Source organism: Planococcus sp. SE5232 (assembly GCF_050686535.1).
Classification (GTDB): domain Bacteria; phylum Bacillota; class Bacilli; order Bacillales_A; family Planococcaceae; genus Planococcus.
Genome location: NZ_JBOGCP010000001.1, coordinates 216,008 through 241,096, shown reverse-complemented (window position 1 = coordinate 241,096; position 25,089 = coordinate 216,008). Strand labels below are relative to the sequence as shown.

25 protein-coding genes are annotated in these 25,089 nt (G+C 47.8%); 6 read left to right on the top strand and 19 right to left on the bottom strand.

Features of this window, described 5'->3' with window-relative positions; all coding sequences use genetic code 11:
• Nucleotides 1-5: 5 nt before the first annotated feature.
• Entirely contained in the window at nt 6-317 is a 312-nt protein-coding gene (locus ACRC6Q_RS01130; protein WP_223636500.1) for a TIGR04104 family putative zinc finger protein, read from the bottom strand.
• 14 nt (nt 318-331) lie between these two features.
• Nucleotides 332-601: a hypothetical protein gene (locus tag ACRC6Q_RS01125; RefSeq protein WP_431465563.1), complete on the bottom strand. Its 270-nt coding sequence runs from the start codon at nt 599-601 to the stop codon at nt 332-334.
• A 166-nt stretch (nt 602-767) separates the two neighbouring features.
• Here ACRC6Q_RS01125 and ACRC6Q_RS01120 point away from each other — a divergent pair, with 166 nt between their 5' ends.
• From ACRC6Q_RS01120 to ACRC6Q_RS01105, 4 genes are all read left to right on the top strand, one after another.
• Nucleotides 768-1,586: an aldo/keto reductase gene (locus tag ACRC6Q_RS01120; protein ID WP_431465562.1), complete on the top strand. Its 819-nt coding sequence runs from the start codon at nt 768-770 to the stop codon at nt 1,584-1,586.
• Nucleotides 1,587-2,279: 693 nt separating this feature from the next.
• Complete coding sequence (locus ACRC6Q_RS01115; RefSeq protein ID WP_223636477.1) at nt 2,280-3,098, top strand: alpha/beta fold hydrolase; 819 nt, start codon at nt 2,280-2,282, stop codon at nt 3,096-3,098.
• A 446-nt stretch (nt 3,099-3,544) separates the two neighbouring features.
• Nucleotides 3,545-4,879 carry a hypothetical protein gene (locus ACRC6Q_RS01110; protein WP_431465561.1) on the top strand — a complete coding sequence of 445 codons (1,335 nt, stop codon included), beginning with the start codon at nt 3,545-3,547 and terminating at the stop codon, nt 4,877-4,879.
• Nucleotides 4,880-4,936: 57 nt separating this feature from the next.
• Complete coding sequence (locus tag ACRC6Q_RS01105; RefSeq protein ID WP_431465560.1) at nt 4,937-5,908, top strand: sortase domain-containing protein; 972 nt, start codon at nt 4,937-4,939, stop codon at nt 5,906-5,908.
• A 49-nt stretch (nt 5,909-5,957) separates the two neighbouring features.
• Here ACRC6Q_RS01105 and ACRC6Q_RS01100 read toward each other — a convergent pair whose 3' ends face one another.
• From ACRC6Q_RS01100 to ACRC6Q_RS01090, 3 genes are read right to left on the bottom strand one after another with little or no spacing between them, the layout of a single operon-like run.
• Nucleotides 5,958-6,461, bottom strand: coding sequence for a methylated-DNA--[protein]-cysteine S-methyltransferase (locus ACRC6Q_RS01100; protein ID WP_394121275.1), 504 nt, complete (start codon nt 6,459-6,461; stop codon nt 5,958-5,960).
• A complete protein-coding gene (locus ACRC6Q_RS01095; RefSeq protein ID WP_431465559.1) occupies nt 6,458-7,354 on the bottom strand; it encodes a DNA-3-methyladenine glycosylase family protein in 897 nt (298 codons plus the stop codon). Before ACRC6Q_RS01095 ends, ACRC6Q_RS01100 begins: the two co-directional genes overlap by 4 nt.
• Nucleotides 7,351-7,920 (bottom strand): bifunctional transcriptional activator/DNA repair enzyme AdaA, encoded by a 570-nt coding sequence (locus tag ACRC6Q_RS01090; RefSeq protein WP_431466307.1) that lies wholly within the window; start codon nt 7,918-7,920, stop codon nt 7,351-7,353. The genes ACRC6Q_RS01095 and ACRC6Q_RS01090 overlap by 4 nt, the downstream gene beginning before the upstream one ends.
• Nucleotides 7,921-8,175: 255 nt before the next feature.
• On the opposite strand from ACRC6Q_RS01090, the gene ACRC6Q_RS01085 reads away from it, so the two are divergent.
• On the top strand, nt 8,176-8,532 hold the full coding sequence (locus ACRC6Q_RS01085) for a hypothetical protein (protein ID WP_431465558.1): 357 nt from the start codon (nt 8,176-8,178) through the stop codon (nt 8,530-8,532).
• Between the two features lie 86 nt (nt 8,533-8,618).
• Here the strand turns inward: ACRC6Q_RS01085 and ACRC6Q_RS01080 are convergent, their stop codons facing one another.
• Nucleotides 8,619-9,506, bottom strand: coding sequence for a fumarylacetoacetate hydrolase family protein (locus ACRC6Q_RS01080; RefSeq protein WP_431465557.1), 888 nt, complete (start codon nt 9,504-9,506; stop codon nt 8,619-8,621).
• A 258-nt stretch (nt 9,507-9,764) separates the two neighbouring features.
• Here ACRC6Q_RS01080 and ACRC6Q_RS01075 point away from each other — a divergent pair, with 258 nt between their 5' ends.
• A complete protein-coding gene (locus ACRC6Q_RS01075; RefSeq protein ID WP_223636450.1) occupies nt 9,765-10,724 on the top strand; it encodes a sugar-binding transcriptional regulator in 960 nt (319 codons plus the stop codon).
• Between the two features lie 507 nt (nt 10,725-11,231).
• On the opposite strand, the gene lpdA is transcribed toward ACRC6Q_RS01075, so the two are convergent.
• From lpdA to ACRC6Q_RS01010, 13 genes are all read right to left on the bottom strand, one after another.
• The gene (gene lpdA / locus ACRC6Q_RS01070) at nt 11,232-12,614 is read right to left on the bottom strand and encodes a dihydrolipoyl dehydrogenase (protein ID WP_431465556.1); all 1,383 of its coding nucleotides are present in this window, start codon (nt 12,612-12,614) and stop codon (nt 11,232-11,234) included.
• Nucleotides 12,615-12,627: 13 nt separating this feature from the next.
• Nucleotides 12,628-13,965: a dihydrolipoamide acetyltransferase family protein gene (locus ACRC6Q_RS01065; protein ID WP_431465555.1), complete on the bottom strand. Its 1,338-nt coding sequence runs from the start codon at nt 13,963-13,965 to the stop codon at nt 12,628-12,630.
• A gap of 13 nt (nt 13,966-13,978) precedes the next feature.
• A complete protein-coding gene (locus tag ACRC6Q_RS01060) occupies nt 13,979-14,962 on the bottom strand; it encodes an alpha-ketoacid dehydrogenase subunit beta (RefSeq protein ID WP_223636440.1) in 984 nt (327 codons plus the stop codon).
• Between the two features lie 24 nt (nt 14,963-14,986).
• Nucleotides 14,987-15,970 (bottom strand): thiamine pyrophosphate-dependent dehydrogenase E1 component subunit alpha, encoded by a 984-nt coding sequence (locus ACRC6Q_RS01055; protein ID WP_223636436.1) that lies wholly within the window; start codon nt 15,968-15,970, stop codon nt 14,987-14,989.
• 137 nt (nt 15,971-16,107) lie between these two features.
• Complete coding sequence (locus tag ACRC6Q_RS01050) at nt 16,108-16,455, bottom strand: bh protein (RefSeq protein WP_223636434.1); 348 nt, start codon at nt 16,453-16,455, stop codon at nt 16,108-16,110.
• A gap of 58 nt (nt 16,456-16,513) precedes the next feature.
• The gene (locus ACRC6Q_RS01045; protein ID WP_223636432.1) at nt 16,514-17,839 is read right to left on the bottom strand and encodes an NAD(P)H-dependent oxidoreductase; all 1,326 of its coding nucleotides are present in this window, start codon (nt 17,837-17,839) and stop codon (nt 16,514-16,516) included.
• A 17-nt stretch (nt 17,840-17,856) separates the two neighbouring features.
• Nucleotides 17,857-18,222, bottom strand: a complete 366-nt coding sequence (locus tag ACRC6Q_RS01040; protein ID WP_223636430.1) for a PTS glucitol/sorbitol transporter subunit IIA — start codon at nt 18,220-18,222, stop codon at nt 17,857-17,859.
• A gap of 31 nt (nt 18,223-18,253) precedes the next feature.
• Nucleotides 18,254-19,309 carry a PTS glucitol/sorbitol transporter subunit IIB gene (gene srlE / locus ACRC6Q_RS01035; protein ID WP_223636428.1) on the bottom strand — a complete coding sequence of 352 codons (1,056 nt, stop codon included), beginning with the start codon at nt 19,307-19,309 and terminating at the stop codon, nt 18,254-18,256.
• Nucleotides 19,310-19,344: 35 nt separating this feature from the next.
• Nucleotides 19,345-19,872 carry a PTS glucitol/sorbitol transporter subunit IIC gene (gene srlA, locus ACRC6Q_RS01030; protein ID WP_431465554.1) on the bottom strand — a complete coding sequence of 176 codons (528 nt, stop codon included), beginning with the start codon at nt 19,870-19,872 and terminating at the stop codon, nt 19,345-19,347.
• A gap of 12 nt (nt 19,873-19,884) precedes the next feature.
• On the bottom strand, nt 19,885-20,271 hold the full coding sequence (locus tag ACRC6Q_RS01025) for a transcriptional regulator GutM (RefSeq protein WP_431465553.1): 387 nt from the start codon (nt 20,269-20,271) through the stop codon (nt 19,885-19,887).
• 264 nt (nt 20,272-20,535) lie between these two features.
• Complete coding sequence (locus ACRC6Q_RS01020; RefSeq protein ID WP_431465552.1) at nt 20,536-21,222, bottom strand: FusB/FusC family EF-G-binding protein; 687 nt, start codon at nt 21,220-21,222, stop codon at nt 20,536-20,538.
• A gap of 233 nt (nt 21,223-21,455) precedes the next feature.
• Nucleotides 21,456-23,501, bottom strand: a complete 2,046-nt coding sequence (locus ACRC6Q_RS01015) for a CocE/NonD family hydrolase (protein WP_431465551.1) — start codon at nt 23,499-23,501, stop codon at nt 21,456-21,458.
• Nucleotides 23,501-25,033 (bottom strand): BCCT family transporter, encoded by a 1,533-nt coding sequence (locus ACRC6Q_RS01010; RefSeq protein WP_431465550.1) that lies wholly within the window; start codon nt 25,031-25,033, stop codon nt 23,501-23,503. Before ACRC6Q_RS01010 ends, ACRC6Q_RS01015 begins: the two co-directional genes overlap by 1 nt.
• Nucleotides 25,034-25,089 lie beyond the last annotated feature (56 nt).

Sequence of the window (25,089 nt, the reverse complement as noted above, 5' to 3'; positions counted from 1 at the left end):
GCCGTTTAGCGCTCTCCTATACTAGCTTCGTCTTCGTTTGAAAGTTTTGTAAGGAATGGGTATATCCCTAAAAATATAAAAATTAAAGCTGGTACTAACAGGAAAGTACCCAGTACTTCCAAATCAAAAATTAATGTCACCACAATAATAAGAAATGCCGGCAAAAAGCTGAAGAGGGCATTTTGTTTTCTTGACTTCGGCACGATGTATTGCGCTTTTCCGCAGTACGGGCAATTTACTTTATTGGTGAATTTGAGGGTGTTCAGGACAATGGTCTTCCATTTCCATTGCCGTCCGCAATTTTCACAGTTTGGCATATGTACACGCTCCTTTACCGTGGATAAGTTTCGTGATCTGTCTGCAGGTAACGGCTGAAGTAAGCTCCGGTGATCAATAACAAGATTGTCAGGGACATCGAGATGATTCCGATAATATCGAACCAATATGCCAACAGGTTGACGATGGCGATTAAAAAGAAACAGATGGATGTTCCCAAACTTTTCAGATCCGCGGCAGAAGATTCTTTCCTTTTTTTGATGATTTTATTGACTGCAAATCCTATGGCAATGAGAAGAAACACAGTTGCGATAGTTGGCCACATGTTCAGCCACCTCCTTTTATCCCCCGTTTCTATATTTACGGTTCGGGCAACTGAAAGTTTCGGATTTCGAAGATTTACAGTCTAGAACATCCTAAATTCTGGACCCTCCTATTCGGAAAGACGTACAATAGGAAGGAGCGATAAGCAAAGGGGAGGAAATTTTTCTATGGCAAACGACAAGTTTTTCACATTCCACAATGGGGTTAAAATTCCCGATATCGGATTCGGCACTTGGCAGATTCCGAACGAAGAAGCCTACGCTGCAGTGACGACTGCATTGGAAAACGGCTATACACATATCGATACGGCTTTAGCCTACCAGAACGAGGAAAACGTCGGCAAAGCGATTAAGGATTTCACTATTTCCCGTGAAAAGATCTTTATCACCAGTAAGCTCCCGGCGCAAATCAAAGGCTATGACGTGACACTTGAAGCTTTTGAAGAAACGATTTCGAACCTTGGCGTTGATTACCTTGATCTTTATTTGATTCATGCGCCGTGGCCTTGGGACGAAATAGGCAAAGACTGTACAGAAGGCAATATCGAATCATGGAAAGCGATGGAGAAGCTATATAGAGACGGTAAGATTCGGGCAATCGGCGTTTCCAATTTCTCAGAAAAGGATATCCAGGCACTTCTGGATAATTGCGACATCGTGCCGATGGCCAACCAGATACCATTCTATATCGGCCGCGATCAAGCGAGCCTATTGGAGTTCTGCAAAAAGCACAACATCGTTGTGGAGGCATATTCACCTCTTGCAACAGGACAGATTTTAAACAACCCTGACATCAAAGAGTTGGCTGCCAAGTATGAGGTAACACCTGCACAATTATGTATCCGATATTGCCTGGAGCACGGCACATTGCCGCTTCCGAAATCAACAAATGAAGAACGCATCATCGAAAACAGCCAATTGGAGTTCACTATTTCTCCAGAAGATGTTCAAACACTTGATGCGTTTGAAGATATACGCGTTAAATGACAAAAAACCGCCATTGGGCGGTTTTTTACGTTTGATAAATGGTTTATTTGCTGAAAGCTGGTGTTGTCGTAAGGATGTATAAAGGGTCAATGAGTTTATTTCCAGATAATTGGACATACAGTCCAAACTGGACGAAATACAGTCCGTTCTGCACCAAATACTGTCCAACTCAGTCTGAATACTGTCCAAACAACCCGATTTACTTGCCAAACTCGAATTCCAACAAATAAGAGCAGAATGGAAACAGTTTGCGCGGCAAACTGCCTTTGTCCATGAGCGAAAGCCGCTCACGGACGAAAACCACTTTTTAATTGCCACATCAGATTTTCATTTATTGATTAGCCGCCTCGGCATCTTGTACCCAGTACAAAGAAAAGTCATTCAAACTTCCCCAGGCCCGTCGTATTCCACTAATATCATCTTACCTGAGCCCCTCACTGGTAACAAAGAACCCTTCTTATATTGTATTGGCTCTCATCACCCACTTGCCTTCCATGGTTCTGTGGCTTCCAGACTTAATGCAGTAATTTAGTTTTTTCTATAAGAGGAGCATTTCATCTTCATGGTGGAATCATTCTTTAGTCAATTTGGTGCAGTCGAAAGATAAGTCATTGATTGATAGCAGTTTATTTTATAACTACAAAGGGAACCTTATCACCATTACAGGTTTTTAAATTGGAGGAGGAAAAATTTTTGGGACATTATATTGAAGTGGAAGACGGCGTGAAAGTTTATGCAGAAGATATTGGGTCAGGACAGCCGGTAGTATTCATCCATGGCTGGCCATTGAACAGCAAATCGTTTGAATCGCAGGTCAGCATCCTTGCACAGCAGAATTTCCGGTTTATCGGCATCGACCTTAGAGGCTACGGGAAATCAGACAAGCCGTGGTCAGGCTATGATTACGATACGGCAGCGAGCGATGTTAAAGCGGTCATCGATCATTTGAAACTCGATAATTTCGTACTTGCCGGATTTTCCATGGGCGGACCGATTGCGATCCGCTACTTAACGAAGTTTGGCCAGCAAGGCGTAGACAAATTGCTATTGATGGGAGCTGCTGCTCCTGTGTTCACACAACGCGAGGATTTCAAGATCAACTTGAAGCCTGAAGAAGTGGACGACATCATCAAACAGATCAAAGAAGATCGCCCGGCTTTCCTTTCCCAATTCGCGGATATGTTCTATGAACAGAAAAAGTCACCGGAGTTCCTTCACTGGTTCCAGACGCTCGGACTCGAAGCCGGTGCCCATTCAACCATCAACTCCGCAATTGCGTTGAGAGATGAAGACTTGCGCGGCGAATTGGCGGGCATTACAGTCCCAACAGCTATTTTCCATGGCAAAAAAGATCAAATCTGTTCATATGAACTGGGCGAAGAACTGGAGAAACAAATTCCCAACTCGGTTCTCGTTCCATTTAAGGATAGCGGACATGGGATGAATGCAGATGAACCTGAACGCTTTAACAATGAATTGTTAAGCTTTCTTAGAAGTACTGGCGTAAAATAAAAATATCCAGAAGATGTTCGTATTAAATGAAAAAACCGCCACCCAGGCGGTTTTTTTCATTTTCATATAGATTTCATTTCTGTAAGCGGTAGTTTTCTGCTGATCAGGAGAGAAATCCACTTTCATTTCAGCTTTCCAGCTTATCGATTCCCAGGTAAATGGATATACAGTCCGAATCGTTCAAAATACAATCCATTCCACGCTAAATACCGTCCAACTCAAAAAGAGCTGAATGGAAACAGTTTGCCCCGGCAAACTGCCTTTGTCCATGAGCGAAACCCACTCACGGACAACCAACCTCTCTTTCATCACCATATAGAAGCTTTATGAATCGATTAGGTGACACGGTTGCACAATTCTTTTATTTTCATATGAAAAGAGTGATCTAATTCCAGAACCCCTCCGTTATGTGTGTAAGAAACTTAAAAAAGAGGAGTGGTTTTATTATGAAATGGAGAAAAGTTTTAGCACCTGTACTTGGAGCCGCACTTTTGGTTCCTGGAATGGGAACAGCAGCATTCGCGGATGAACTTCCGCCAACGGAAACGACGGGCGTGGAACTTCGCGCCACACTGGATTCCTTATTGTCGGAGCATTATGCGCTGGCTGTCGATTCCATGATGAAAATCTATGATGGAGACGAAGCGGCAGAAGCATCACTCGCAGCATTGGATGCCAACGCTGCGGACATGGAGCCGGTCATCGCTTCGGTTTACGGCGAAGAAGGCGGAGCTGCTTTCGTTGAAATCTTCGATAAGCATAATATGGGCACAGACGATTACGCTGCCGCTGTTAAAGCAGGCGACGAAGCCATGCAGGAAGAAGCGTTAACAGAAATCCAGTCATTCGTTGACGACATGGGCGCATTCCTCGGCACTGCAACAGAAGGGAATCTTCCAGAAGACGGCGCGACTGCCGCTCTTCGTGAGCATGAAGATTTCGTTCAAGAAACATTTGATCTGTATGTAGAAGGTGATTACGAAGCGGCTTATACTTCTTACCTGGAAGGCTTCACGCAAATCTTCGGAGCCGGAAGCGCCATCAGTGGAGCGATTTCCGCTCAGTTCCCGGATCAGTTTTCTGATCCGAACACACCAGCCGGCGATTTCCGTTCAACAGTCAACCGCATTGCAGCCGAGCATTTCGCTTTGGCGCAACTGAGCATGACAAAAGGCTATAATGGATCTGAAGACTTTGATTTTGCAGATTGGGCACAAGACCAGAACACCGAAGAATTCCGTGCAGCACTTGCTTCTGTCTACGGTGAAGAAGCGAGCAACCAATTTGTTGAACTTTGGAACAACGAACACATTTCTGTTCAAGGCGACTTGGCTACCGCTGCAGCAGCTGACGATCAGCCAGCTGTAGAAGAAGCGACAACTACGTTGACCAGCACATTTGCAACTGACCTTGGAACATTCCTGAACAGCGCAACTGAAGACCGCATGCCTTTGGATGAAACCATTGCAGGTGTACAAGCACATGAAACTTCAGTTGTAGATACATTCCAGCAATACGGTTCAGGCGATTATGCAGCATCTTATGAAAATTACCGTGCAGGCTATGCGATCATGTTTGATATCGGTAAAGGATTGAGCGGCGCAATCGTTGATCAATTCCCGGAGAATTTCGAAAACACAGCACCTGAAAAAATGCCGGCCACAGGACTTGGCGGCACTGCTAACCAATCCAACACCATGATTCTTTGGATCACATTGAGCATGATGATCTTATTGGCTGCTGGAACAATTACGTATCGTCAAAGTAAAAACCAGCAATAATAGTTCAGGGAGGGCCACTGGCTCTCTCTGTTCCTGATTGGAAAGGAGGGTATGCAGATGAAGCAGCTTGTCACCATGGGAACGGCGATTGTTTTATGTCTCGTCTTGTTCATCATATTGAAGCCTTTAGCGGCCAGTCCGACGATTGAAGAAGATGCCGAATTGATCGACCAGAATGAACCAATAGAACAAGCCGCAGCTGAAGAGAAAACGGCCGGCAACTATGTCGACAAAATTGCGGAGTTTCCTATCCTTCCGGAACAACGGGAAAAGCTGCAGATGCTGCAGCGGGAACGCCAGGAAAGCATTAGAGGCATGGAGCCTTCGCAGATCGAAGTCCCTTCGATCGGTGTTAAAGCAAACATCGAGCCGACCGGTATTCTGGATAACGGCGAAATGGGTGTGCCGGAAGACGTGGATCAAGTTGGGTGGTTTGAACCCGGTTTTAAAGCTGGCGCCAAAGGCAACGCCGTATTAGCTGGACATGTCGACAGTTTGACGGGACCAGCAGTCTTTTATGAACTGAAAGACGTAAAAGTTGGAGAAACAGTAGTCCTGACCGACGCGGATGGGCGCAAGATGGTGTTTGAGGTGAAAAACCTGACCAGCTATGAAACCGACGAAGCGCCGATTGAAGAGATTTTCGGCAGCTCGGACAAGCGGATGATCAATTTAATCACCTGTACCGGCGATTTCAACCGTGACATCGGCTCCCACGAAGAACGCCTGGTCGTTACCGCCGAACTGGTTTCCGATTCAAGCATCCAGGAAAAACAGCCGGAGCCTCCGGCAAACGTCATGGCTTCTGCTTTCAACATCTCCTGGCACGCGGTGCGAGATGACGCAATCATCGGTTACCGCATCTATGAAGAAGATATCAAGACAGGCGAAATAGAAAAAATTGAAACGGTCTCCTTGTTCGACAGAAAGAAAGTCGAACTCAAAACGGATGCTGACAAGCGCTATTTCGTCACTTCTGTGGATGTTGACTTGAATGAGTCTGAAAAAGCGGAAGCGCAGACGAAATGAGTAGTGTATTTGCAAAACCCCCAGCTAATGTCGATTAGCTGGGGGTTTATTATGCTTTATTAACGGATTGAAGATTTTTTCCAACCTCTTTTTCATGCCGCAACAGCCATTCTTTCCGGGTCAATGTCCCGGCGTAGCCGGTCAGTTTGCCGGTCGATCCAATGATCCGGTGGCAAGGTACAACAATGGTCAGCTTGTTCTTGCTGTTGGCATTCCCCACTGCCCTTACGGCTTTTTCGCTGCCGACCGCTTTAGCAATCGCCCCGTAGGAGACGGTTTCTGCATAGGGAACTTCGGTCAATGCCGACCAGACTTTCTGCTGGAATGGAGTGCCGGTTGATTCGAAGGGAATGTTGAATTCCATGCGTTCTCCCTTAAAGTATTCCTCCAGCTGCCGCTGGCAATCCACTATGACCGATGGACTATCCGGTCCGATTGGGTAGTCCACTTCAACTTTTTCACTGAACAGGATCGACAGGATTGCCCTTTCGGTCCCGATGATTTCCACGACGCCGATCGGGGATTGGAATTCAGCTTTGTGCAATTCATTCATAATAAAGACCTCCATAGATAGAATGTGGCATAAGCCTGCCACCCTTCCCAATTTTTCGCCAGCTCTGCAATTTCTGCCAGTGTCGGTTTCCGGTCGAGTTGCAATTGGGCTTTCAAAGCATTATGCAGACCAACATCCGCGAACGGAAAGGCTGATTGGCGGTGCAGGCATTTCATCATGACGTAATTAGCCGACCAGGCACCAATCCCCCGAATTTCCAGTAAAGAACGCTCCATGTCCGGTTGCATGAGCAGCGTTTCCTTATTCAATCCGCCTTTCGCCATCGCCGTGGCAATGCCAAGAATGTATTCCGCTTTTCTGCCCGTCAGCTGCAAAGCCCTCAAGTCCTCAACACTCTGCTCGGCAATTGTCTCAGCCTCTGGAAATGTCCAATAACGTTCGCCTTCGTAAGTCAGGGATTCCCCGAAGTTTTCGACAAACCTCTTCTTCAAGCTGTAGGCGAAAGTCAGATTGATTTGCTGTCCCATAACTGCCCAGACCAGGGCTTCAAACAAGTCCGGTACGCCAATCACCCGCAACCCATAATATTTTTGAACCACGCTGTTCAAAACCGGATCCGTTTCCGCCATCGCGAAAAATTCCCGCAGGTCTGTTTTCAGATCAAACCAGTCCACTACATAAGCTGCGGCCATTTCCCTTTCCCTCGTCGATGGCGCACCCAGTGGGAATTCGAGGCGCAAAGCTCCAGTCGACGGTCTGATATGAAACAGCACAAGCTGCCCATCGAGCTTCAGCAATTTGGTGATTTTTCCTCCATCCAGGCGGTACAGGTTTTCCTGCGAAGACCGGCCCAGATGGACAAGGCATTCCGCAAAATTAAAATCAGCAGGCGTCGGTATTTTTGTATACAGTTCATCGTGTACCTTTTTCATGAAGTCATCGCCTCGCTCTGCTTCCGAAACTCAGTTGGTGAATAACCTTTCAGCTTGCGGAATATTCTATAGAAATTGGAAGGACTTTGAAATCCCGCCTCAAAACATATGGCAAGATTGGACAGATCGGTGCATTTTAAAAGATGCGCTGCCTTGTCGACCCTGATTCTCTCCAGACAGGAACGCGGTGTTTCAGACGTTTCCTGCTTGAATACACGCTCCAGGTAAAACGGGCTCATGCCAACATAATCAGCAATGTCCGGCAGGTTGATGCTTTCCCTGTAGTTGGCCGTCAGGTAAGCCATCACTCTGCGTGTCAGTTCTTCATCAGGTGAAAATTCCGTTTCGGGTTGGCATCTTTTGCATGCCCGAAATCCATTCGATTCAGCTTCAGCCATGGTCGTATAAAATGTGACGTTGCTCTTTTTGGGCTTCCGGGATCTGCAGGATGGCCTGCAGTAAATTTTGGTTGTTTTGACCGCCGTGTAAAAAAGACCGTCATATTTCCGATCGCAAGCCATGACTTTTTCCCACATCTCATCAAAAGACAAATTTTCCTTTTCCATCATGCAGTCTCCTTCCGCTCGAATCCTATGCAAATGCTTTATTGAATTTATCTATCTGTTTGCTTCATTATATCCCAGTGCTGCGGGATCTTCAGCTTTGTGCTTCCCGCTGTTATCTCCAGTTTATAACCGCGGAGCGCGAGATGCATCCTCATTCTTGCCTTTACGGTCTGATAAATCATAAGCGGAAAAATTTTAATTCCGGCCGCCTTCTCTTATAATGGGTAAGATGACTACGAAAGAAGGAATAAGTTCATGATTCAAATTTTTTGGTACATATACGCTGCACTTCTAGCCACGTCCACGATTGGTTTTTTCATTCACGGCGGCTACCGGAGCCCTGTTTTTCTGATTGACCTGGCATTTACAGTCATTGCCTGGGTTGGCCTGTTCGGGTTTGTTACCCATCACCAGATTTTCACGCCTTTTGTCTGGCAAGTGGTTCTTGCAGCCGTGGTCTTATGGGATTTATTGTTTTTCTTTTTCATCAAGTCGCATGTCACTGTAGAAGACCCGGAAGCCGGCACTGCATCCATGACCCTTATTTCCGGCGCGTTGATGCTGGTATTGCTGGGGCCTCTCTATTACGCGTTATTCCAATATGCCTTTTAAGATTTAACTCTGCCACATGCCAAAGACCGCTGTACTCCAATTTCAGGTTGGAAGTACAGCGGTCTTTTTTTTTGCGGATAGACAACTTACTCACCCATCTTCAAATCCTCCACTGGGTTCTCGAGCGGTTCGAAGCCATCAATCCGGCAACTCACTACATCCCACTGCCGGATCACCACGGCTCCCGGGGTTCCGGTCGAAATGATGTCGCCCGGCAGCAAAGTCATTACCTTAGAATGGAATGAAATCAGAAACTGCGGCTGAAAGGTCATATTCGAAACCGTATTCTCGCGGTGCACTTCCCCGTTGATGACAGTCGCCACTTTCAGCTCGAGGACATCCTCCACTTCGTCCGGCGTAACCAGATGCGGACCAAAACTGAAAAATGTATCGAAGCTTTTGGCACGCGTCAAATAACGCGGATTTTTCTGCAGGATATCCTCTGCTGTCATATCGATAATCGTCGTATAGCCGGCTATGACATCGAGCGCATCTTCTTCCGAAACATCCCTGCACTCTTTTCCTATGATGATGCCCAGTTCAGATTCGGCAGTGGTGCGCTCCGATTGCAACGGCACCTGAATGGTATCTCCCGGACCGATAATCGTCGTGTCAGGTTTCATAAAACTTGCCGGTTCGGTGTTGGGCGACACTTCATGCAAGTCGGCTGCATGCTCCACGTAATTCAAACCGATTCCCCAAATCTTTCGCGGATGGCGATAAAGCGGTGCATAGCTGACCTGATCGAACGGAATAATCAGTTCCTTAAAGGATTCCTCTTTTATCTTTTGCTGGAATTCATCTTGAAACCAATGGTTCAACGCATTCAGTTGGTCCGATTCCATCAATTCCAATAGATTCGTTGCCCATTTTTGGTTGAACGTCTCGTTCAACCGCTCAAACGGCACCACTCCGGATGCCAGCACTAAGGCAGCCATTTCTTCACCTGATTGTTTGATTGTCGCTAAACGCATTCCGCCATTCCTCCCTAGCTTCAATTCGGCGATAAACTTAAGAATTCTTACAGCTGATGCCATTTCTTATTCTACCTTATTAATTGACGGAAAATTCTATTATTTAGATTAAAACATTAAAAGGACGGTTATTTTGGGAGCATTTACCTTTTGCAATGGTGTACAAAGAAAGGGGGAAATCGTATAATGGAGACATGAAAGCGGTTAACAAGCTGGACTTTACAGCCGCAAATCGGACTCTGACAAGAAGGTGCAACGATGATGAATTGGGAAGAACGCAGACAGATCGTAAAGGTCGCTAACCTCTACTATTTCGACGGTCAGACCCAGGCGCAAATCGCCAGCAAAATGGGTGTATCCCGACCGGTGATTTCAAAACTGCTGAATAAGGCAAGGGAAATGGGCATAGTGGAAATTTACATCAAAGATGAGAATGCTCATACAGTGGAATTGGAGCAGCAGCTGGAAAAAGCGTATGGCTTGAAAGAAGCTCTGGTTGTGCCTGCAGCCAATTTAGGCACCGACATGATTAAACATGCCCTTGGAAAAGCGGCGGCTTCCTATGTATCCAAAAATATCAAAGACATTAAATCACTGGGTATTTCATGGGGCAGCACCTTGTCTAAATTTGTGCAGGAATACCCGTATGAACAGCATCGCGACCTCCAAATTGTCCCGCTGGTCGGGGGAATGGGCCGGAAATTTGTAAACATCCATTCAAATCTCCTCGCTTATCAACTAGCTCAAAAGATGAACTCTTATTGTTCTTATCTGTATGCACCTGCCATGGTGGAATCTGTGGAATTGAAAGAGCGGCTGATCCAGTCGGAGGATATTGCCATGGTGCTGGAAGAAGGGCGTAATGTGGAAATGGCGGTTGTCGGACTCGGCAATCCGTTTGAAGGCTCGACTATGGTCGATATGAAGTATCTGACTACGGAAGATTTGGATTCATTGAAGAGTGCCGGGGCTGCAGGAGATATCGGTTCGCGCTTTTATGACGCGGACGGCAACCAGATCAGGCACCCGTTGAACGACTTGGTCATCGGCCTGGATTTGGAAGAATTCAAGAACATCCCGCAGGTCGTCGGCATTGTCGAAGGCGCCCATAAAGTGGAAAGCCTTAGAGCCGCGTTAAAAGGCGGTTACCTGGACGTATTGATCATCGATGACGTTACAGCAGACTTGCTGCTTCACCCTAAAAAGCCGATGGACTGAACTTGGTTACATATGTTCTAAAAAAGCCGATTGGCCTGATGCACGAAGCATCAGGCCAATCGGCTTTTCGGCTTAAGAGTAGAGTATTTCAGCTTTTGGTTATGGTTCAGACTCTGGCTGGGGCGCTTCCGCTTTTCTAGTTGTCCAGACTCCAGCGCCCAGCTCTTTGGGTCATAAGCCAACCCAGCTGCGTGGCAAAGAACGCCACACTGCCGGTCTGTCTTATGCCCGGCAGAGCTAAACGGGCGCTTCCGCTTTTCTAGTTGTCCAGACTCCAGCGCCCAGCTCTTTGGGTCATAAGCCAACCCAGCTGCGTAGCAAAGTACGCCACACTGCCGGTCTGTCTTATGCCCGGCAGAGCTAAACGGGCGCTTCCGCTTTTCTAGTTGTCCAGTTGCAAGTGCCTAGCTCTTCGGGATGTAAGCCGCTCTGGCTGTGCGGCTGAAAGCATGCCGCTTCGCCAGATCGTCTTACCCCTGTCAGAGCTGAACAGGCACTTTCACTTTTCTAGTGATGCACACCCCTCCCTAACCAAGAAGCAGCGGCTTCATACAGGCTTTCGGAAACTGTCGGATGCGCATGGATCATGGTAGCCAGCTCATCGACTGTGCCTTCCAACCGCATATAGGCGGACGGTTCCGCAATCATTTCTGTCACATGAGGGCCGACCATGGAAACGCCCAGGATTTCGCCGTAGGTGGTGTCGGCAATCAATTTGGTGAAGCCTTCTTTTTCATCCAAAGTCAATGCTTTGCCGTTTCCGGCATGATCCACTTTCACCACTTTGAAAGGGATGCCTTTTTGTTCTGCTTCTTCTTCAGTCATCCCGACACTGGCAATTTCAGGGTTTGTGTAGACGCAGCGCGGCACCACATGATAATCAATCGTTTCTTCCTGTCCTGCTGCATTAGCTGCAGCCACCAAGCCTTCGGCACTCGCTACATGCGCAAGCTGCCAATTGCCGACCAGGTCGCCGGCTGCGTATATGTTCGGAAGGCTGGTGGCCATCCGCTCATCCACTTTCACGAAAGGTCCATTCATCTCCAGCTCCAGGGAATTGAATGCCGAGGTATTGGGAGACCTGCCGACCGACAACAGAATCATATCGGTCTGCAAGCTTTCTTTCTGTCCTTTTTGATTTTCGGTATGAACCAATCGGGAACTGTCTCCTCGCTCCACTGCCGTCACTTTGGTCGACGTTAAAATGGTAATGCCTTTCTTTTTCAACGATTTCGCCAAAACTTTTGCAGCTTGCGGATCTTCGCTCGGCACAATACTGCCGCTCATTTCAATGATGGTGACCGGCACGCCGATGGCAGCGAAGATGCAGGCAAATTCCACACCAATGATTCCGCCTCCAACGATGACCAGAGAGGCCGGAATTTCCGTGATGTCAAAAATCGTATCGCTGGTATGGAAATTCCCTCTCTCCAGACCTGGAATAGGCGGGACAATCGGTTTCGACCCGGTGGCTAAAATGATTTTATCAGCTTTGATCGTTTCCTGATTACCATTTAGGTCGACTTGAATGACGCCATCCGCCTGCACTTCTCCATAGCCATTCAAGACATCGATTTTTCCTTGTTTCATCAAGTAAGAGATACCGGTCCGAAGTTTTTGGATGACTTCATCTTTGCGTTTCATCATTTTGGATAAGGATACGGTGACCGGTCCTGTTTCAATGCCCCAGCTTTTGGCTTTCTCGATGCTTTCGATGACTTCGGCGTGCCGCAGCAAAGTCTTGGAAGGAATACAGCCACGGTTGAGGCATGTTCCGCCAAGTTCACGCGCTTCCACCAATGCCACTGTCCTGCCAAGCTTGGCGGCTCTGATGGCCGCCACATATCCAGCTGGTCCGCCGCCGACCACCGCCACTTCATAAGTCTTCAATAGGATCTACCCCTTACATTAATAATTCAAATGGATTTTCAAGCACTGCCTTCAAATCTGTTAAGAAGGCGGCCGCCGGTGCTCCGTCGATGACACGGTGGTCGAATGACAGCCCGACTCCCATCATAGGGCGAAGCACAATCTGGCCATTGAGACCCACGGGTTTTTCATTGATTCGTCCGATGCCAAGAATCGCCGATTCCGGCTGATTGATGACTGGGTTAAATGTATCGACTGCGTACATTCCGAGGTTGCTGATGGTGAAGGTGCCCCCTGCCATTTCGTCAGGTTTCAACTTGCTTTCTTTGGCTGCCTGCCCGGCTGTTTTGCAGGCTATTGTAAGTTCAGCCAAGCCTTTCTGGTCGGCATCTTTGATGACCGGCACCACCAGTCCATCTTGGAGTGCCACCGCCAATCCGACATTAATGGCTTTATGATGGACAATTTCATTGCCTTCCAGTGAAACATTGATGTTCGGATGCCGCATCAACGCATGGGCTGTCGCTTTTAAGATGATTTCGGTATAGCTGATCCGATAACCGGTCTGTTTTTCAATCGGCCCCAGCAATTGCTTGCGCATCGCCACCACTTCAGCCATGTCGATTTCACTATTGAGGGTGACATGCGGTGCGGTCGTTTTGCTATGAAGCATCCGGTCTGCTACAGCTTTCCGGATCCCTGCCATTTTCACCCGTTTAGCCGGTGCCGCTTGAGAAGCCGCCGGTTGCTTGGCTTGGTCTACGTCTGCCCGGTAAATCTTGCCTCGTGGACCGCTGCCGCTGACTTCCTGCAATTCCACTCCTTCCGCTTTCGCTACTTTTTCAGCAAGCGGCGTAGCACTGCTGGAAGCGGTGGCGGTGGCGGAAGCCGTGGCAAATCCTTCAACATCCGCCTGGTGAATCCGCCCTTTCGGACCTGTGCCTTCGACTTCTGCGAGGCTGAGTTCCCTTTCCCGGGCGACTCTTCTGGCAGCCGGAGTTGCCCGGACTTTTTCCGGCTGTTCAGAGGGCTGCTCCTTCGATTCGGCTTCTTCCTGTTGTTGGGGTGCTTCTGCAGAGACGGGTTTGTTGCTGACGCCGGACTCTCCAGGCGGCGATTCGGGAACTTCCTCCCCCTCTTCGCCGATATAGCCGACAATATGATTGATCGGCACTTCATCGTCTTCTTCAAAATAACGTTTCAGCAAAGTGCCTTCCTCATAGGACTCGACTTCTATATTGATTTTATCGGTCATGATTTCAAATAGCGGTTCTCCGACTTCGACCGAATCTCCTTCTTCTTTGAACCATTGAAGCAATGTGCCGACTTCCATGGTGCTGCTCAGCTTCGGCATGAAAATTTCTTTGGCCATCTGTTTCTCCTCCCTACAGGCGGTTTAGCGTTTCTTTGACGGCTGTGACGATATCAGCCACTCCTGGAACCGCCGCTTTTTCCAGCTCCGGATTATAAGGAATCGGAACCGCTTTTCCGCCAAGCCGCTTGATGGGCGCATCCAGATAATCGAAGGCTTCACTTTCTGCGATCAGGCTGGCAATTTCGCCGCCGAATCCACCGCGTTTCACGGCTTCATGGACCACGACCAGACGACCAGTCTTTTGGACGGACTGGACAATGGTATCGATGTCGAGCGGCACGAGCGTCCGTGGATCGATCACCTCGGCATGGATGCCTTCTTTTTCAAGTTCCTCAGCGGCCTCCAACGCTCGATGGACCATGATCGCCGTCGCGACGATCGTCACATCCGTCCCTTGTTTTTTGATATCGGCTTTGCCCAGCGGAATCGAATAGAGTTCTTCCGGAACATCGGATTTCGTCCGGTAGCAAAGTTTATGTTCATAGAAAATGACCGGGTTGTCGTCGTCGATCGCCGCCTTCAATAATCCTTTGGCGTCGTAAGCCGTCGAAGGCTGGACCACTTTCAGCCCAGGTATATGGGCCATCCAGGCTTCCAGACTTTGTGAATGCTGCGCTGCAGCCCCCGTACCCGAGCCGGCTGGCGTCCGGAGCACCATGGGCACTTTTCCTTTCCCTCCGTACATATAACGGATCTTCGCTGCCTGGTTGACCATGTTGTCCATTGCGATGGTCATGAAATCGGAAAACTGCAGTTCCAGGATCGGTCGCATGCCCGTCAGCGCCGCTCCAACTGCTGTTCCCGAGATGGCCGCTTCTGAAATAGGCGTATTGCGGATCCGTTCCGGACCAAACTCTTCTATCATTCCACGGGTGACACCGAATGCGCCGCCATAGACACCGATGTCTTCCCCTAGTACAAAGACATCTTCATTGTCACGCATTTCCTGGCTCATCGCTTCTCTTACTGCTTCTAAATAGGTCAGCTCTCTCATGCGTCGATTCTCCTTTACTCCGCCTTATGCGTAAATGTCTTCCATCAGAGCATCCAAAGTCGGCTCTGGACTGTTTTTTGCGAATTCCACTGATTCTTCGATTTCCTTTTTGGCTTCAGCTTTAATTTGATCGGCTTCCTGCTGTGTGAAAATCCCTTCCTCGATCAGAACTTCGGCCATCAATTTAATGGGGTCCCGAAGCTGCCATTCTTTTTCTTCCTCGCGTGTCCGGTACTTTTTGGCATCGCTCTTCGAATGTCCTTTGGAACGGTATGTTTTCGCTTCGATAATGGATGGCCCTTCTCCGTTGCGCGCCCGCTCTACGGCTTCACTGACTCCATTCATGACATCGAACACATCGTTGCCATCGACCACTTTCCCTGGAATTCCGTAGCTTGCCGCCCGTGCGGCAATATCTTCGATGTTGATCATTTCCCGAACCGGCCCCGACATGCCGTATTGATTGTTTTCGCAAATGAAGACTACCGGCAATTTCCAGATGGACGCCAGGTTGATCGCTTCGTGGAAACTGCCTTCATTCGAAGCTCCGTCCCCGAAGAAGCACAGGACGACATAGCCGGCATTTTTCATCTGTGAAGTCAGCGCAGCTCCTGCAGCAATCGCAAAGCCGCCTCCTACAATGCCGTTGGCTCCAAGGTTTCCTTTGTCGACATCTGCAATGTGCATCGATCCGCCTTTGCCTTTGCAGTAACCCGTAGTCCGGCCGAAAAGTTCAGCCATCATGCCATTTACGGTTGCCCCTTTGGCGATACAATGCCCATGGCCGCGGTGCGTACTGGTAATCTTGTCCTGCTCTTCCAGAACAGCGATGGAACCGACGGCAGAAGCTTCTTGCCCGACGCTCAAATGAGTGGTTCCATGAATCATCCCTTTTGCGAAAAACTCGTCCACTTTTTCTTCAAAAAAACGGATCAGCCACATCTGCTTGTACAAATCCCTTAATTCCGTTTCTTTAACTTGTGGCGGCAATTTCAGTTTCTGTGTCATGTGTCTTCCTCCTTTTACATATGTTCTGTATTGTGACATATGTAAAATATAATATTTTTAGACTATTTAGTCAAGTTAACCGAAAGGGCCAACCCTCTCGAATGGTTATGGAGAAGTCTGGCCCTTGGACAGCAACATTATTTAACTCTGCTTTTTTTCTGCTTGTACTGCTTGATTATTTTCCGCGATGCATTGACGTCCTTCAGCAGGCGATACGGCTTGCTGACCGTCCGCACAGGAAGGGAAAGCAGCAGATGGCTCAAGTCGTCTTTGTATTCCTGCGTGATCCGCGTCGGCTTCGAGGAAATCCGGTCATAGACTTCTTTATAGAACTTCTTATTGACGTCCACTTTGAGCTTCTTGGTCTTGTTGCATTGCTCACATCGGATGCTCTTTATATCATCGTTGATATAGGTGATTTCATGATTCACTTCTTCTTTGCAATGGTTGCAGAATAGAGCCGCTTCCATAGTTTTGATTTCCATGTTTGGACACCTTCTCATTCAGTTGATTGGGTTTTTCCTCTACATGAGATTGGACGGGCTAAGCTTTCACTGGAATCTCTCTTTCAGTTTCCGCTTTAAACGTGTCATCCTGCATGCGGCGCAGACGCCAAATCGTCGAATCTTTGGTTTGTTCGACATCGTCATAACTGATGATTTCGCCTTTTTTGATATCCCGCTTTAAGCGGACGTTCTTATCAACCAATCCCAGCGGCAATGCATTTTTATCCCGCGCTTCCTGCGCTGTAAGGATATGGCCATATACCGTGAACCCTCCGATGCTGTCCAGGAAATCACCTGCTGCCAGATCGATTTTCGCTACGGTCACTGTTTCGGCTTGGAGCCCATGCCAAGGCGCAATCGTCGCTTCATTGTAGATATAAGCACGCGCAATCGAAATCGGTGTTTCCAAGCTGGTCAGATGATACGGACGATAAAGCACATAATTCGGCCCATCCCCCATGCTCAAATACTTCAGCTCGTGATTCACTTCTTCTTTTTCAGAAGCGATGATGGCGAATACGCCGGGTGCAATGCCGTTGATGTATTCAACAATCCGCTTATTGTTGACTTCTCCGCCGTCTTCTTTCAATTTGAAGATTTCAGGCAAGCCTTTCACGTCGCTGACAAAGCCATGCATGCCCGGTTTATCGGGTAAAAAGCCTGTGGCATTTGCTACTGCGGTCATTTCGACCATGGTTTTCGTGCCGTCCTGGAAAGAAGCAAGCATTTTCGGACTGGCTCCTTTTCGGGCAGCCTCTTCCGCTGCTGTATCAGGATTTGCATTCAGGTTCAACGGATTATTCTTGCCTTTTCCAAGCGCTACCACTTCAAAGCCCAGTGCATCGGCGAAATCGAACAATTCCATAATGGCTCCCGGCTCATCACCCGCAGAACCCGTGTAGACCACGCCGCTGGCATCGGCCATTTTCTTCAAAATGACCCCTACCGTAACGTCAGCCTCCACGTTCAGCATAACGATATGCTTGCGGTTGAGGATGGCGTCCCAGGCAATCTTCGCTCCGATGTCCGGTACTCCCGTGGCGTCCACGACGACATCGACTTCCGGCAATGAGGTGACCAGTTGGGCATCAGTTGTCGCTACGACCTTACCTTCCTTGACGGCCGCTGCCGCTTGCTGGACGCTATTGGTTTCGACGACATCATCTGCTGAAACCCCTGATTTCACATATGCGTTGGTGACATTGCCGATTTGAATATCTGCAGTGGCAACGACGCGCATGCCCGCCATGCTTTCAATCTGCGAGATCATTCCCCGTCCCATCTGGCCGGCCCCCACTACACCAACTTTGATTATTTCACCATTGCGCTCAAGTTCTTCAAGTTTTCTATTTATCCCCAGCATGAACTAACCTCCTCTTTTTAACGCTTTACAATCCGGATCGTGGCGCCGATCTCCAATTCAGGCAACGCCTTATTTTCCACACACATCGTTCCCGGCAAGCTGGCGTCTGTTTCACCGTTGAAGGCGATGGTGCAATGGCCGATTTCTTCGAGTGTGTCATTCACCTTGCTACCGACAAATAAAATCTCATACCGCTGTCCATTGATCTCCAACACATCGCCGGACTCGACTTTCTCGAGAAGGTCCGCCCGTTCATGGATCACACCAATCGACCTCAATGATTCAGGAACTGTGTCATTGAAAATGACCAGCATATTTTCATCTAAAAAGATTTCCACTTCTTCACCGATTTCCGTTATTTTTGCTTCATATTTTTTCGTCATGATATCCTCCACCTTATTACCTCCTTATTTTCTAGCTGTACAGACCGAAACTGAACAAGTATGCAATGACGACCGCGAGTGGGCCGGTGATAACACGTGACAGCAAGACCGCTGGAACCCCGACTTCAATGGTTTCCGGCTCCGCTTCTCCCAATGTCAGGCCAACCGGCACGAAATCCGCCCCAACCTGTGGATTGATGGCAAACAGGGCAGGCAGCGCCAATTCCGGCGGGATATTCCCGCGGCCGATTTCCACACCGACCAAAACCCCGACTACTTGGGCAATAACTGCACCCGGTCCAAGCAATGGCGACAGGATCGGCAATGCACAAATAACTGATAGGATCAGCAAGCCCCCAATATTCCCTGCTAATGGCGAAACGAAATTGGCGATTAAATCACCGATTCCGGTAAAAGTAATAATCCCGATCAGCATACTGACAAAAGCCATGAACGGCAAAATGTTCTTCAGCACCTGATCGATGGTTTCCCGGCCGGCTTGATAGAAAATCCCGACCACTTTACCGGCTCCACGGCCGATTCTCTCGATGATGTTCATTTTTTCAGGCTTCTGCTTATAGCCGGCTGCTTTTTGTTTTGCTTCTTCTTTTATCTCCTGCGGCGTCTTTTCGCGGGCTGCCGGACTTTCCACTTTCTCCACCGCGTCCTCCACAGCGTCCTGGTCTTCGTATGGAGCCGCTACTGCACTGATGTTTTCAAGTTTCACTCCGGACACGAAATTCTCTTCATTGATGAATTTCATCAATGGTCCCGATGGTGAGGTCGCATTGACATTGACCGTCAGAATGTTCATCTTCGGGTAAACGCCGCAGCGGGCCGTTCCGCCGCAATCGATGATGACGCAGGCCATGGTTTCTTTATCGTACGAACCTTTAAATCCATCTACTGCTTCGGCACCGGTCAGTTTCGCAATTTCTTCCGCAACGGGATGAATGCCGCCGCCTGTTACCGACACAATGTAGCGCTTTTCTTCATTTGGCCGAATGGTCAACGGACCGCCCCAACCGCCTCTGCCTTTCGTTACTGTCACCGGCTTAAAATTCAATGGCGTCTGAATGCTGCTCATTTTCTTTGCCTCCCTTTTTTAGACCACTCGGTTAGTTAGACTTCCATGCCTCGTGATTTCATCATACGTACCGTGATGATTTCTGTGACGATGCCCCGGATCAGAATGACGATCACCCCTACGATAAAGAAGCGGATCGCCAATGGCCCAAGCGAAAAGCCCAATTGGGTGATCCCTGCGGAAATTCCCAGATACACAAACAACTCAGCGGGATTGGCATGTGGGAACAAGCCTGTAATCGGATGCACAAAAGATACTGCTGAATCATAAAATGCCGGTTTTTGTTTTTCCGGCAGAAATTTCCCGAAGGTATAGGCCATCGGGTTGGTCAGGAAGAAAACCGCTAAGACAGGAAACAGCGAATAACGCAAAATGATGTTCTTCGTGCTTCTGCGTGCTAGTTTGTTGATGCGCTCTTCCCCCACCAAACGGATAAATGCATTAACGGCTGTGATCAAAACAACAAGCAACGGAATGATGCCGGTCACCAAGCCGACAAAAACATCACCGCCTGCTTGGAACATGCCAATAAACCCTTCTGCCAATCTAACTAAAAAGTCCATTATTCTTCCTCCTTATACCGCTAAATTTGTCTTTTCATTCATCTGCGCCTTTATCTTTTCAATTGCCATCTTAAAGGCCAGATCCATCGGTTCCCCGTTAAGACCTTCCATTACAGCTTCCAACGGCATGCCAATATACTTCGTGAATGGTTCAAAACGGCTGAACACTGTAACGCCATGCATCAACCGGCTTTCGACCACGGTTCCGGCTTCATCAGTCACCAAAATTGCTACCGCCCCTATTCCCAGTTTCTGTTTTTGAATCCCTACACCCAGATATCCTGAAGGCCTTCTGCTCAACTCCCTGATCGTGCCATGATAATTCTTCAACTGCGCTTTGGTCATCCAAAGTTGAAGCAGCCAGACTGCAGCAAACAAAACGATGAACCATCCCCACATGGATTTCCGCCTCCTTTTTACATTTGTTCAGCGTCGTGACATTTGATATTATCATCATTATAAAAGCGCTTCCACGATAAATCAATACTTAATTAAAAGAAAATTCTAATTATTTAAACTGTGCCTTTTCTTTAGTCGATCGGAAAATGTAGTCTACAGAAGGTACAAAACAAACGAGTGAGCCCATTAGCTTTTCCGATAGAAAAAAGAACCGTTTCCGGAAGTCATTTTAACGACTTCCGGAAACGGTTCTTATCTGCTTTGCTATTTCTGGAACTGTCCGATAAATTCATTCAGACGGTCCAAGGTTTTGACATGCTCATTGCAGGCAGCGGAATCCTGGCAAATGTAATTGCCCCGCTTGATAAACTGATCCTGCCCGGAGCTTTTTGTTTTGGCGATGAACATGCCGACTTCACTGTGGCGGTTGCAGATGGTGCAGATGCCTTGCTTCGCACTGCGTGTAAAGCTGCCTTGGACACCGATCAGCCGATCGCTTTCATCCGCCACCAAATACATGAGATTGGAACTTTCCGTCCACGCCAAATAGGAAGTTCTGCTGAAGTTGATAGTCTCCAGCTTCGGTCCCTTGAACTTTTTTGCTTTAGGGAATAACTTCTTCAATCCCTGATCTGTGACTGCTTTGAATGGAATGATGTATGGCTGAAGCAGTCCCAGAAATGCTTCCGCATCGCTAAGTTCCTTCACCTGTACCAAAGGGTTGAGGATTTTCTTCTGCTCTTCGGTAAGTGATGGAAATAATTTATAGACTTTTTCGTGTGCGAGATGCCTGAGTACATTCAATACCTCTGCATCATTTGCGCTGGCTTGTCCCGACACCAGGATTTTCGTCTGATCCTTGATGAAATTGTATTGGTCATTCCGGATAAACGCTTTTGGGTTGTCTTCTGTGCTGCCACTGTTCTGGTTCGTTTCTTTTACATGGATCATGTGAGACCACTCCTTATGTTTTTTCGGATGGATGTATAAGGAAGAAAGCCTGGCACGATGGACTGCGCTGTTTGGCGGGAGCGATTGTCATCTGATACCACCTCCTCTAAAGGCACGGGTTTTGCTTGTGGTTTCATCATACTTTATCCCATGATTGTTTTCCATCCAGAGATTTTTAAAACTTGGTATCGAAAAAGGAGCTCCCAGTGAAATGGAAGCTCCTTTTTTAGCCTTTAGTTAAAATCGCGGTCGACTTCAAATTTCCTGCATGTATCATAAACTATTTTATCGCCTTCGTAAGCTTTCAATCCACTAGTGATGTAGAATTTGGAAGCATCGGAAGTCATCGTACTAGATGACTCCAAGCGTGTTTGCCAATCTTCACGTCCAACCGTCAATGTCCAATCGCAGACGACAGAAGCTGATAGAGGATCTCCTTCAGTGATGCGGTAAACGTTTTTATTGGTGCTGCCGTATTCCAGGCCATTTTCCGGTAATCGCCGGCATCCTTCATCTGAAAAATCATTTAACACCCATTCATTGGTCACCGTATTATGGCGGATTTCACGGGTCCGTCCCGCTTCCCGCATTATCTCACGCTCCATAACAGCCGCCGTTTCGGGACGTTCGAAAGGAACAATATCTTCTGGCTGCGTCTTGTTCGTGTAAGCCGGAAGGATCAGTTTCGTGTCCTGATCTTTAATGATCTGGATTTCCGCTTCCTCTGCTGTGGGCCAAGCATGCGGCCAGTAGGTCGGGGCCACTGATAATTGCAGACGATGACCTTTCGGCACTTTGTAGCCAATAGCGTCCAGCTCCACTGTTACGACAAACTCTTCACCGATTGGCACATCTTCAGGGAATTCATGGCTGTCACGATGCGTCAGGTTCAATTGTCCCCAACTGATTAGCTTTGATGTACCAAAAGGTGACAGATCACTCAAGCGCACCGCCAAATTCCCTCGTTTGCTGTCGCTGAGAAGCTTCAGCTGCATTTTCGGAAATCCGAGGATCGCCAGTTCTTCTTTTAGTTCTTTGCCGGTGAAGGTGTTCGACAATCCGTTTTCAATTGCTTGATCTGACGGCATATCGCCTTCTTGGCCAAATGGACAGTACACACCTGCATACAGCCCATGTTGCTGATGCGTCATCAAGCTTTCTTTGCCCCCATCCGGCTTGGCGGTTAATTGCAAGTCACCGAGGTGCAGCGTTTGTTCTTTGGCATTTTCGGTCGGCCAACTGTTCTCAAGAACCCATTCCCCAGGACGGACATGGTAGTCTGTTTTCGGTGGAACGGCGTCCTGCAGCCACATACGCAAGACGGGTTCGTCCATAATGCCTGTTTCTTCCTCTTTCAGCCATTGGTCCCACCAACGAAGACATTCTTGCAGAAAGCCGATTTGTGGCCCGGGAACCGCAACTTCCGGATATTCATGTGCCCAAGGACCAATCAACCCTTTTTTGGGTCCTTTTAAGTTCTGTACCATTCGGAAAATTGCGTTGGTGTAGCCATCAGCCCAACCACCGACCGCATAGACCGGAATTTTGATATCATCGTAGTTTTCACAAACTGAGCCATGCTTCCAGTAAGCATCACGCCGCTGATGACTCATCCACGCTTCTACGAATGGAGGCGTTTTTTCCAGTCGTTCCAACCAATTTTCGCGCCATGCATCCCCAACATGCTTTGGATCGGCCGGCCTGCCGTTATAAACCAACATCGTCGAAGCCCACCAGAGCATATCGGAAGCGAGCAAAACGCCTCCCTTATAATGGACATCATCAGCATAGCGGTCATCAGTAGAACAAAGTGTAATAATCGCTTTCAGGGCCGGGTGCTGACGTGCAGCAACCTGGAGACCGTTGAATCCTCCCCAGGATTTCCCGATCATGCCGACAGAGCCAGTGGACCATTCCTGTTTGGCAATCCAGTCGAGCACTTCAAGCGCATCATCCTGTTCCTGTTTGGCATATTCGTCATACATTATGCCTTCGGAATCTCCGCAGCCTCTTAGGTCGACACGGATGCTGACATAGCCATGCCCAGCAAAATATGGATGGCGAATCGAGTCCCGCAATGCGGTAAATTCATTTTTTCGGTAAGGAAGGTATTCCAGAATCGCTGGAAGCGGCTTGGTTTTTGTACATTTTGGAATCCATAGCTTTGCCGACAACCGAACGCCGTCAGACATGGGAATCCATACGTGCTCCACTATATCCACTTCATATGGAAAATCTTCTTTAATTGACCTTGTGCTTTCTCTTACGTTGAATACCATTACTCAAGCTCTCCTTTTTCAGTTGATGTTTCTGCCTCAGGGTGATCCTGCTTTAACCACCGCAGGAGTGAAACCGAAAGCAATACGTAGAGGATAATCACCGGCACTGAAACAATGACGGAGGATGTCTGGATGACTCTTAACCCGCCGATCAGCAGTAAAGATATAGCTAAGGCAGCCAATACCATTCCCCAAAGCATCCGATTCCAGCGGGCTGGCTCCTGGCCTGCTGTCAATTCTTTTGTCGTGATGGATGCTAAAATATAGGTGGCCGAATCCAACGACGTTGCCAGGAAGATAAATCCAAGAAGTGCGAAGAACGGCAAAACGATGAAGCTGAGTGGCAAGGTTTTTAAAATCTCAACAATTGCAGCAGGATCTCCTCTTTCACCCATAATTCCAATGACATCGAGTGCTCCGCTTAATTGGAGATTCAAGGTATAGCCGCCAAAAATACCGAAATAAATCCAGCTGCCTACAGATCCCCATATCAATATATGGGTAATCAATTCACGGATCGTTCTGCCTCTTGAAATACGGGCAACGAACAAACCGATGAAAGGTGCCGTTGCTGCGAACCAAGCCCAATAAAAAACTGTCCACGTCTGCGGAAACCCTCCATGATTGATCGGATCGGTTGAAAAGCTCATAAATGCGAAGTTCTGCAGCATCAATCCGAAGCTGTTGCTGAAATTAGAAAGAATAAACAGACTTGGACCTACCAGCAATACGAAAATCGCTAAACCCAATGCCAAGTAAACGTTCCAGTCACTGAGCTTCCGGATGCCCTTGTATAATCCCATGTACGCACTTGCGCTATAGATAATGACCCAAACAATAATGATGATGATGCTTAACATCATCGATTGTGGAACACCGAAAATTTCTCCAATAACTGCCGATACCATCGGTACACCCAGTCCGAGAGAAGTTCCAAGTCCTCCGACCAAACTCCAGATGACCAGGATATCAATGGCTTTTCCGATGAACCCATCAGCGTGTTTGCCTAATGCTCCCCGACAAGCTGAACTGATTTTAAGCGAATGGTTCTTCTTAACAAAAAACGAATAAGCAATCGTCACAGTAGGTAAAGCGTAAAGTGCCCACGCAGAGATTCCCCAATGAAACATGCCATAAGCGACTGCCCATTCAGCAGCTTCACTGCTGTTCGGCTCTATTCCAAATGGAGGACCCATGAAATAATACATTGGCTCCATCATGGACCAGAACATGATACTCGTTCCCATCCCTGCACAAAATAACATAGCCCCCCAACTGAAGGTGGAAAACTCAGGCGCTTCCTCTCCGAGCTTCACTTTTCCGTATTTACCAAATACGAGATACATTAACAACAAGAATAAACCAAATGTTAAAAATTGAAATGCCCAATCGAGATTATACGTAATCCCTGTTAACATTGTATTTAATACAGGTTCGGCACTGCTTTGAAAAATCACAAGACCTAAAGTAGCTACAATGATCACAATCAAAGAAGACCAAAATACAAGTGGATCAATTTTTACTTTATTCATCTTTTTTCCCCCTAAAAGTCGAAAGTGAAATCATGATTAAAAAATAATCATGATTA

What these genes read in the sequence shown, in the direction of transcription:
- ACRC6Q_RS01130 (WP_223636500.1), bottom strand. Translation starts at nt 317, where the DNA reads ATGCCAAACTGTGAAAATTGCGGACGGCAATGGAAATGGAAGACCATT.
- ACRC6Q_RS01125 (WP_431465563.1), bottom strand. Translation starts at nt 601, where the DNA reads ATGTGGCCAACTATCGCAACTGTGTTTCTTCTCATTGCCATAGGATTT.
- ACRC6Q_RS01120 (WP_431465562.1), top strand. Translation starts at nt 768, where the DNA reads ATGGCAAACGACAAGTTTTTCACATTCCACAATGGGGTTAAAATTCCC.
- ACRC6Q_RS01110 (WP_431465561.1), top strand. Translation starts at nt 3,545, where the DNA reads ATGAAATGGAGAAAAGTTTTAGCACCTGTACTTGGAGCCGCACTTTTG.
- ACRC6Q_RS01105 (WP_431465560.1), top strand. Translation starts at nt 4,937, where the DNA reads ATGAAGCAGCTTGTCACCATGGGAACGGCGATTGTTTTATGTCTCGTC.
- ACRC6Q_RS01100 (WP_394121275.1), bottom strand. Translation starts at nt 6,461, where the DNA reads ATGAATGAATTGCACAAAGCTGAATTCCAATCCCCGATCGGCGTCGTG.
- ACRC6Q_RS01095 (WP_431465559.1), bottom strand. Translation starts at nt 7,354, where the DNA reads ATGAAAAAGGTACACGATGAACTGTATACAAAAATACCGACGCCTGCT.
- ACRC6Q_RS01090 (WP_431466307.1), bottom strand. Translation starts at nt 7,920, where the DNA reads ATGGAAAAGGAAAATTTGTCTTTTGATGAGATGTGGGAAAAAGTCATG.
- ACRC6Q_RS01085 (WP_431465558.1), top strand. Translation starts at nt 8,176, where the DNA reads ATGATTCAAATTTTTTGGTACATATACGCTGCACTTCTAGCCACGTCC.
- ACRC6Q_RS01080 (WP_431465557.1), bottom strand. Translation starts at nt 9,506, where the DNA reads ATGCGTTTAGCGACAATCAAACAATCAGGTGAAGAAATGGCTGCCTTA.
- ACRC6Q_RS01075 (WP_223636450.1), top strand. Translation starts at nt 9,765, where the DNA reads ATGATGAATTGGGAAGAACGCAGACAGATCGTAAAGGTCGCTAACCTC.
- ACRC6Q_RS01065 (WP_431465555.1), bottom strand. Translation starts at nt 13,965, where the DNA reads ATGGCCAAAGAAATTTTCATGCCGAAGCTGAGCAGCACCATGGAAGTC.
- ACRC6Q_RS01060 (WP_223636440.1), bottom strand. Translation starts at nt 14,962, where the DNA reads ATGAGAGAGCTGACCTATTTAGAAGCAGTAAGAGAAGCGATGAGCCAG.
- ACRC6Q_RS01055 (WP_223636436.1), bottom strand. Translation starts at nt 15,970, where the DNA reads ATGACACAGAAACTGAAATTGCCGCCACAAGTTAAAGAAACGGAATTA.
- ACRC6Q_RS01050 (WP_223636434.1), bottom strand. Translation starts at nt 16,455, where the DNA reads ATGGAAATCAAAACTATGGAAGCGGCTCTATTCTGCAACCATTGCAAA.
- ACRC6Q_RS01045 (WP_223636432.1), bottom strand. Translation starts at nt 17,839, where the DNA reads ATGCTGGGGATAAATAGAAAACTTGAAGAACTTGAGCGCAATGGTGAA.
- ACRC6Q_RS01040 (WP_223636430.1), bottom strand. Translation starts at nt 18,222, where the DNA reads ATGACGAAAAAATATGAAGCAAAAATAACGGAAATCGGTGAAGAAGTG.
- srlE (WP_223636428.1), bottom strand. Translation starts at nt 19,309, where the DNA reads ATGAGCAGCATTCAGACGCCATTGAATTTTAAGCCGGTGACAGTAACG.
- srlA (WP_431465554.1), bottom strand. Translation starts at nt 19,872, where the DNA reads ATGGACTTTTTAGTTAGATTGGCAGAAGGGTTTATTGGCATGTTCCAA.
- ACRC6Q_RS01025 (WP_431465553.1), bottom strand. Translation starts at nt 20,271, where the DNA reads ATGTGGGGATGGTTCATCGTTTTGTTTGCTGCAGTCTGGCTGCTTCAA.
- ACRC6Q_RS01020 (WP_431465552.1), bottom strand. Translation starts at nt 21,222, where the DNA reads ATGATCCATGTAAAAGAAACGAACCAGAACAGTGGCAGCACAGAAGAC.
- ACRC6Q_RS01015 (WP_431465551.1), bottom strand. Translation starts at nt 23,501, where the DNA reads ATGGTATTCAACGTAAGAGAAAGCACAAGGTCAATTAAAGAAGATTTT.
- ACRC6Q_RS01010 (WP_431465550.1), bottom strand. Translation starts at nt 25,033, where the DNA reads ATGAATAAAGTAAAAATTGATCCACTTGTATTTTGGTCTTCTTTGATT.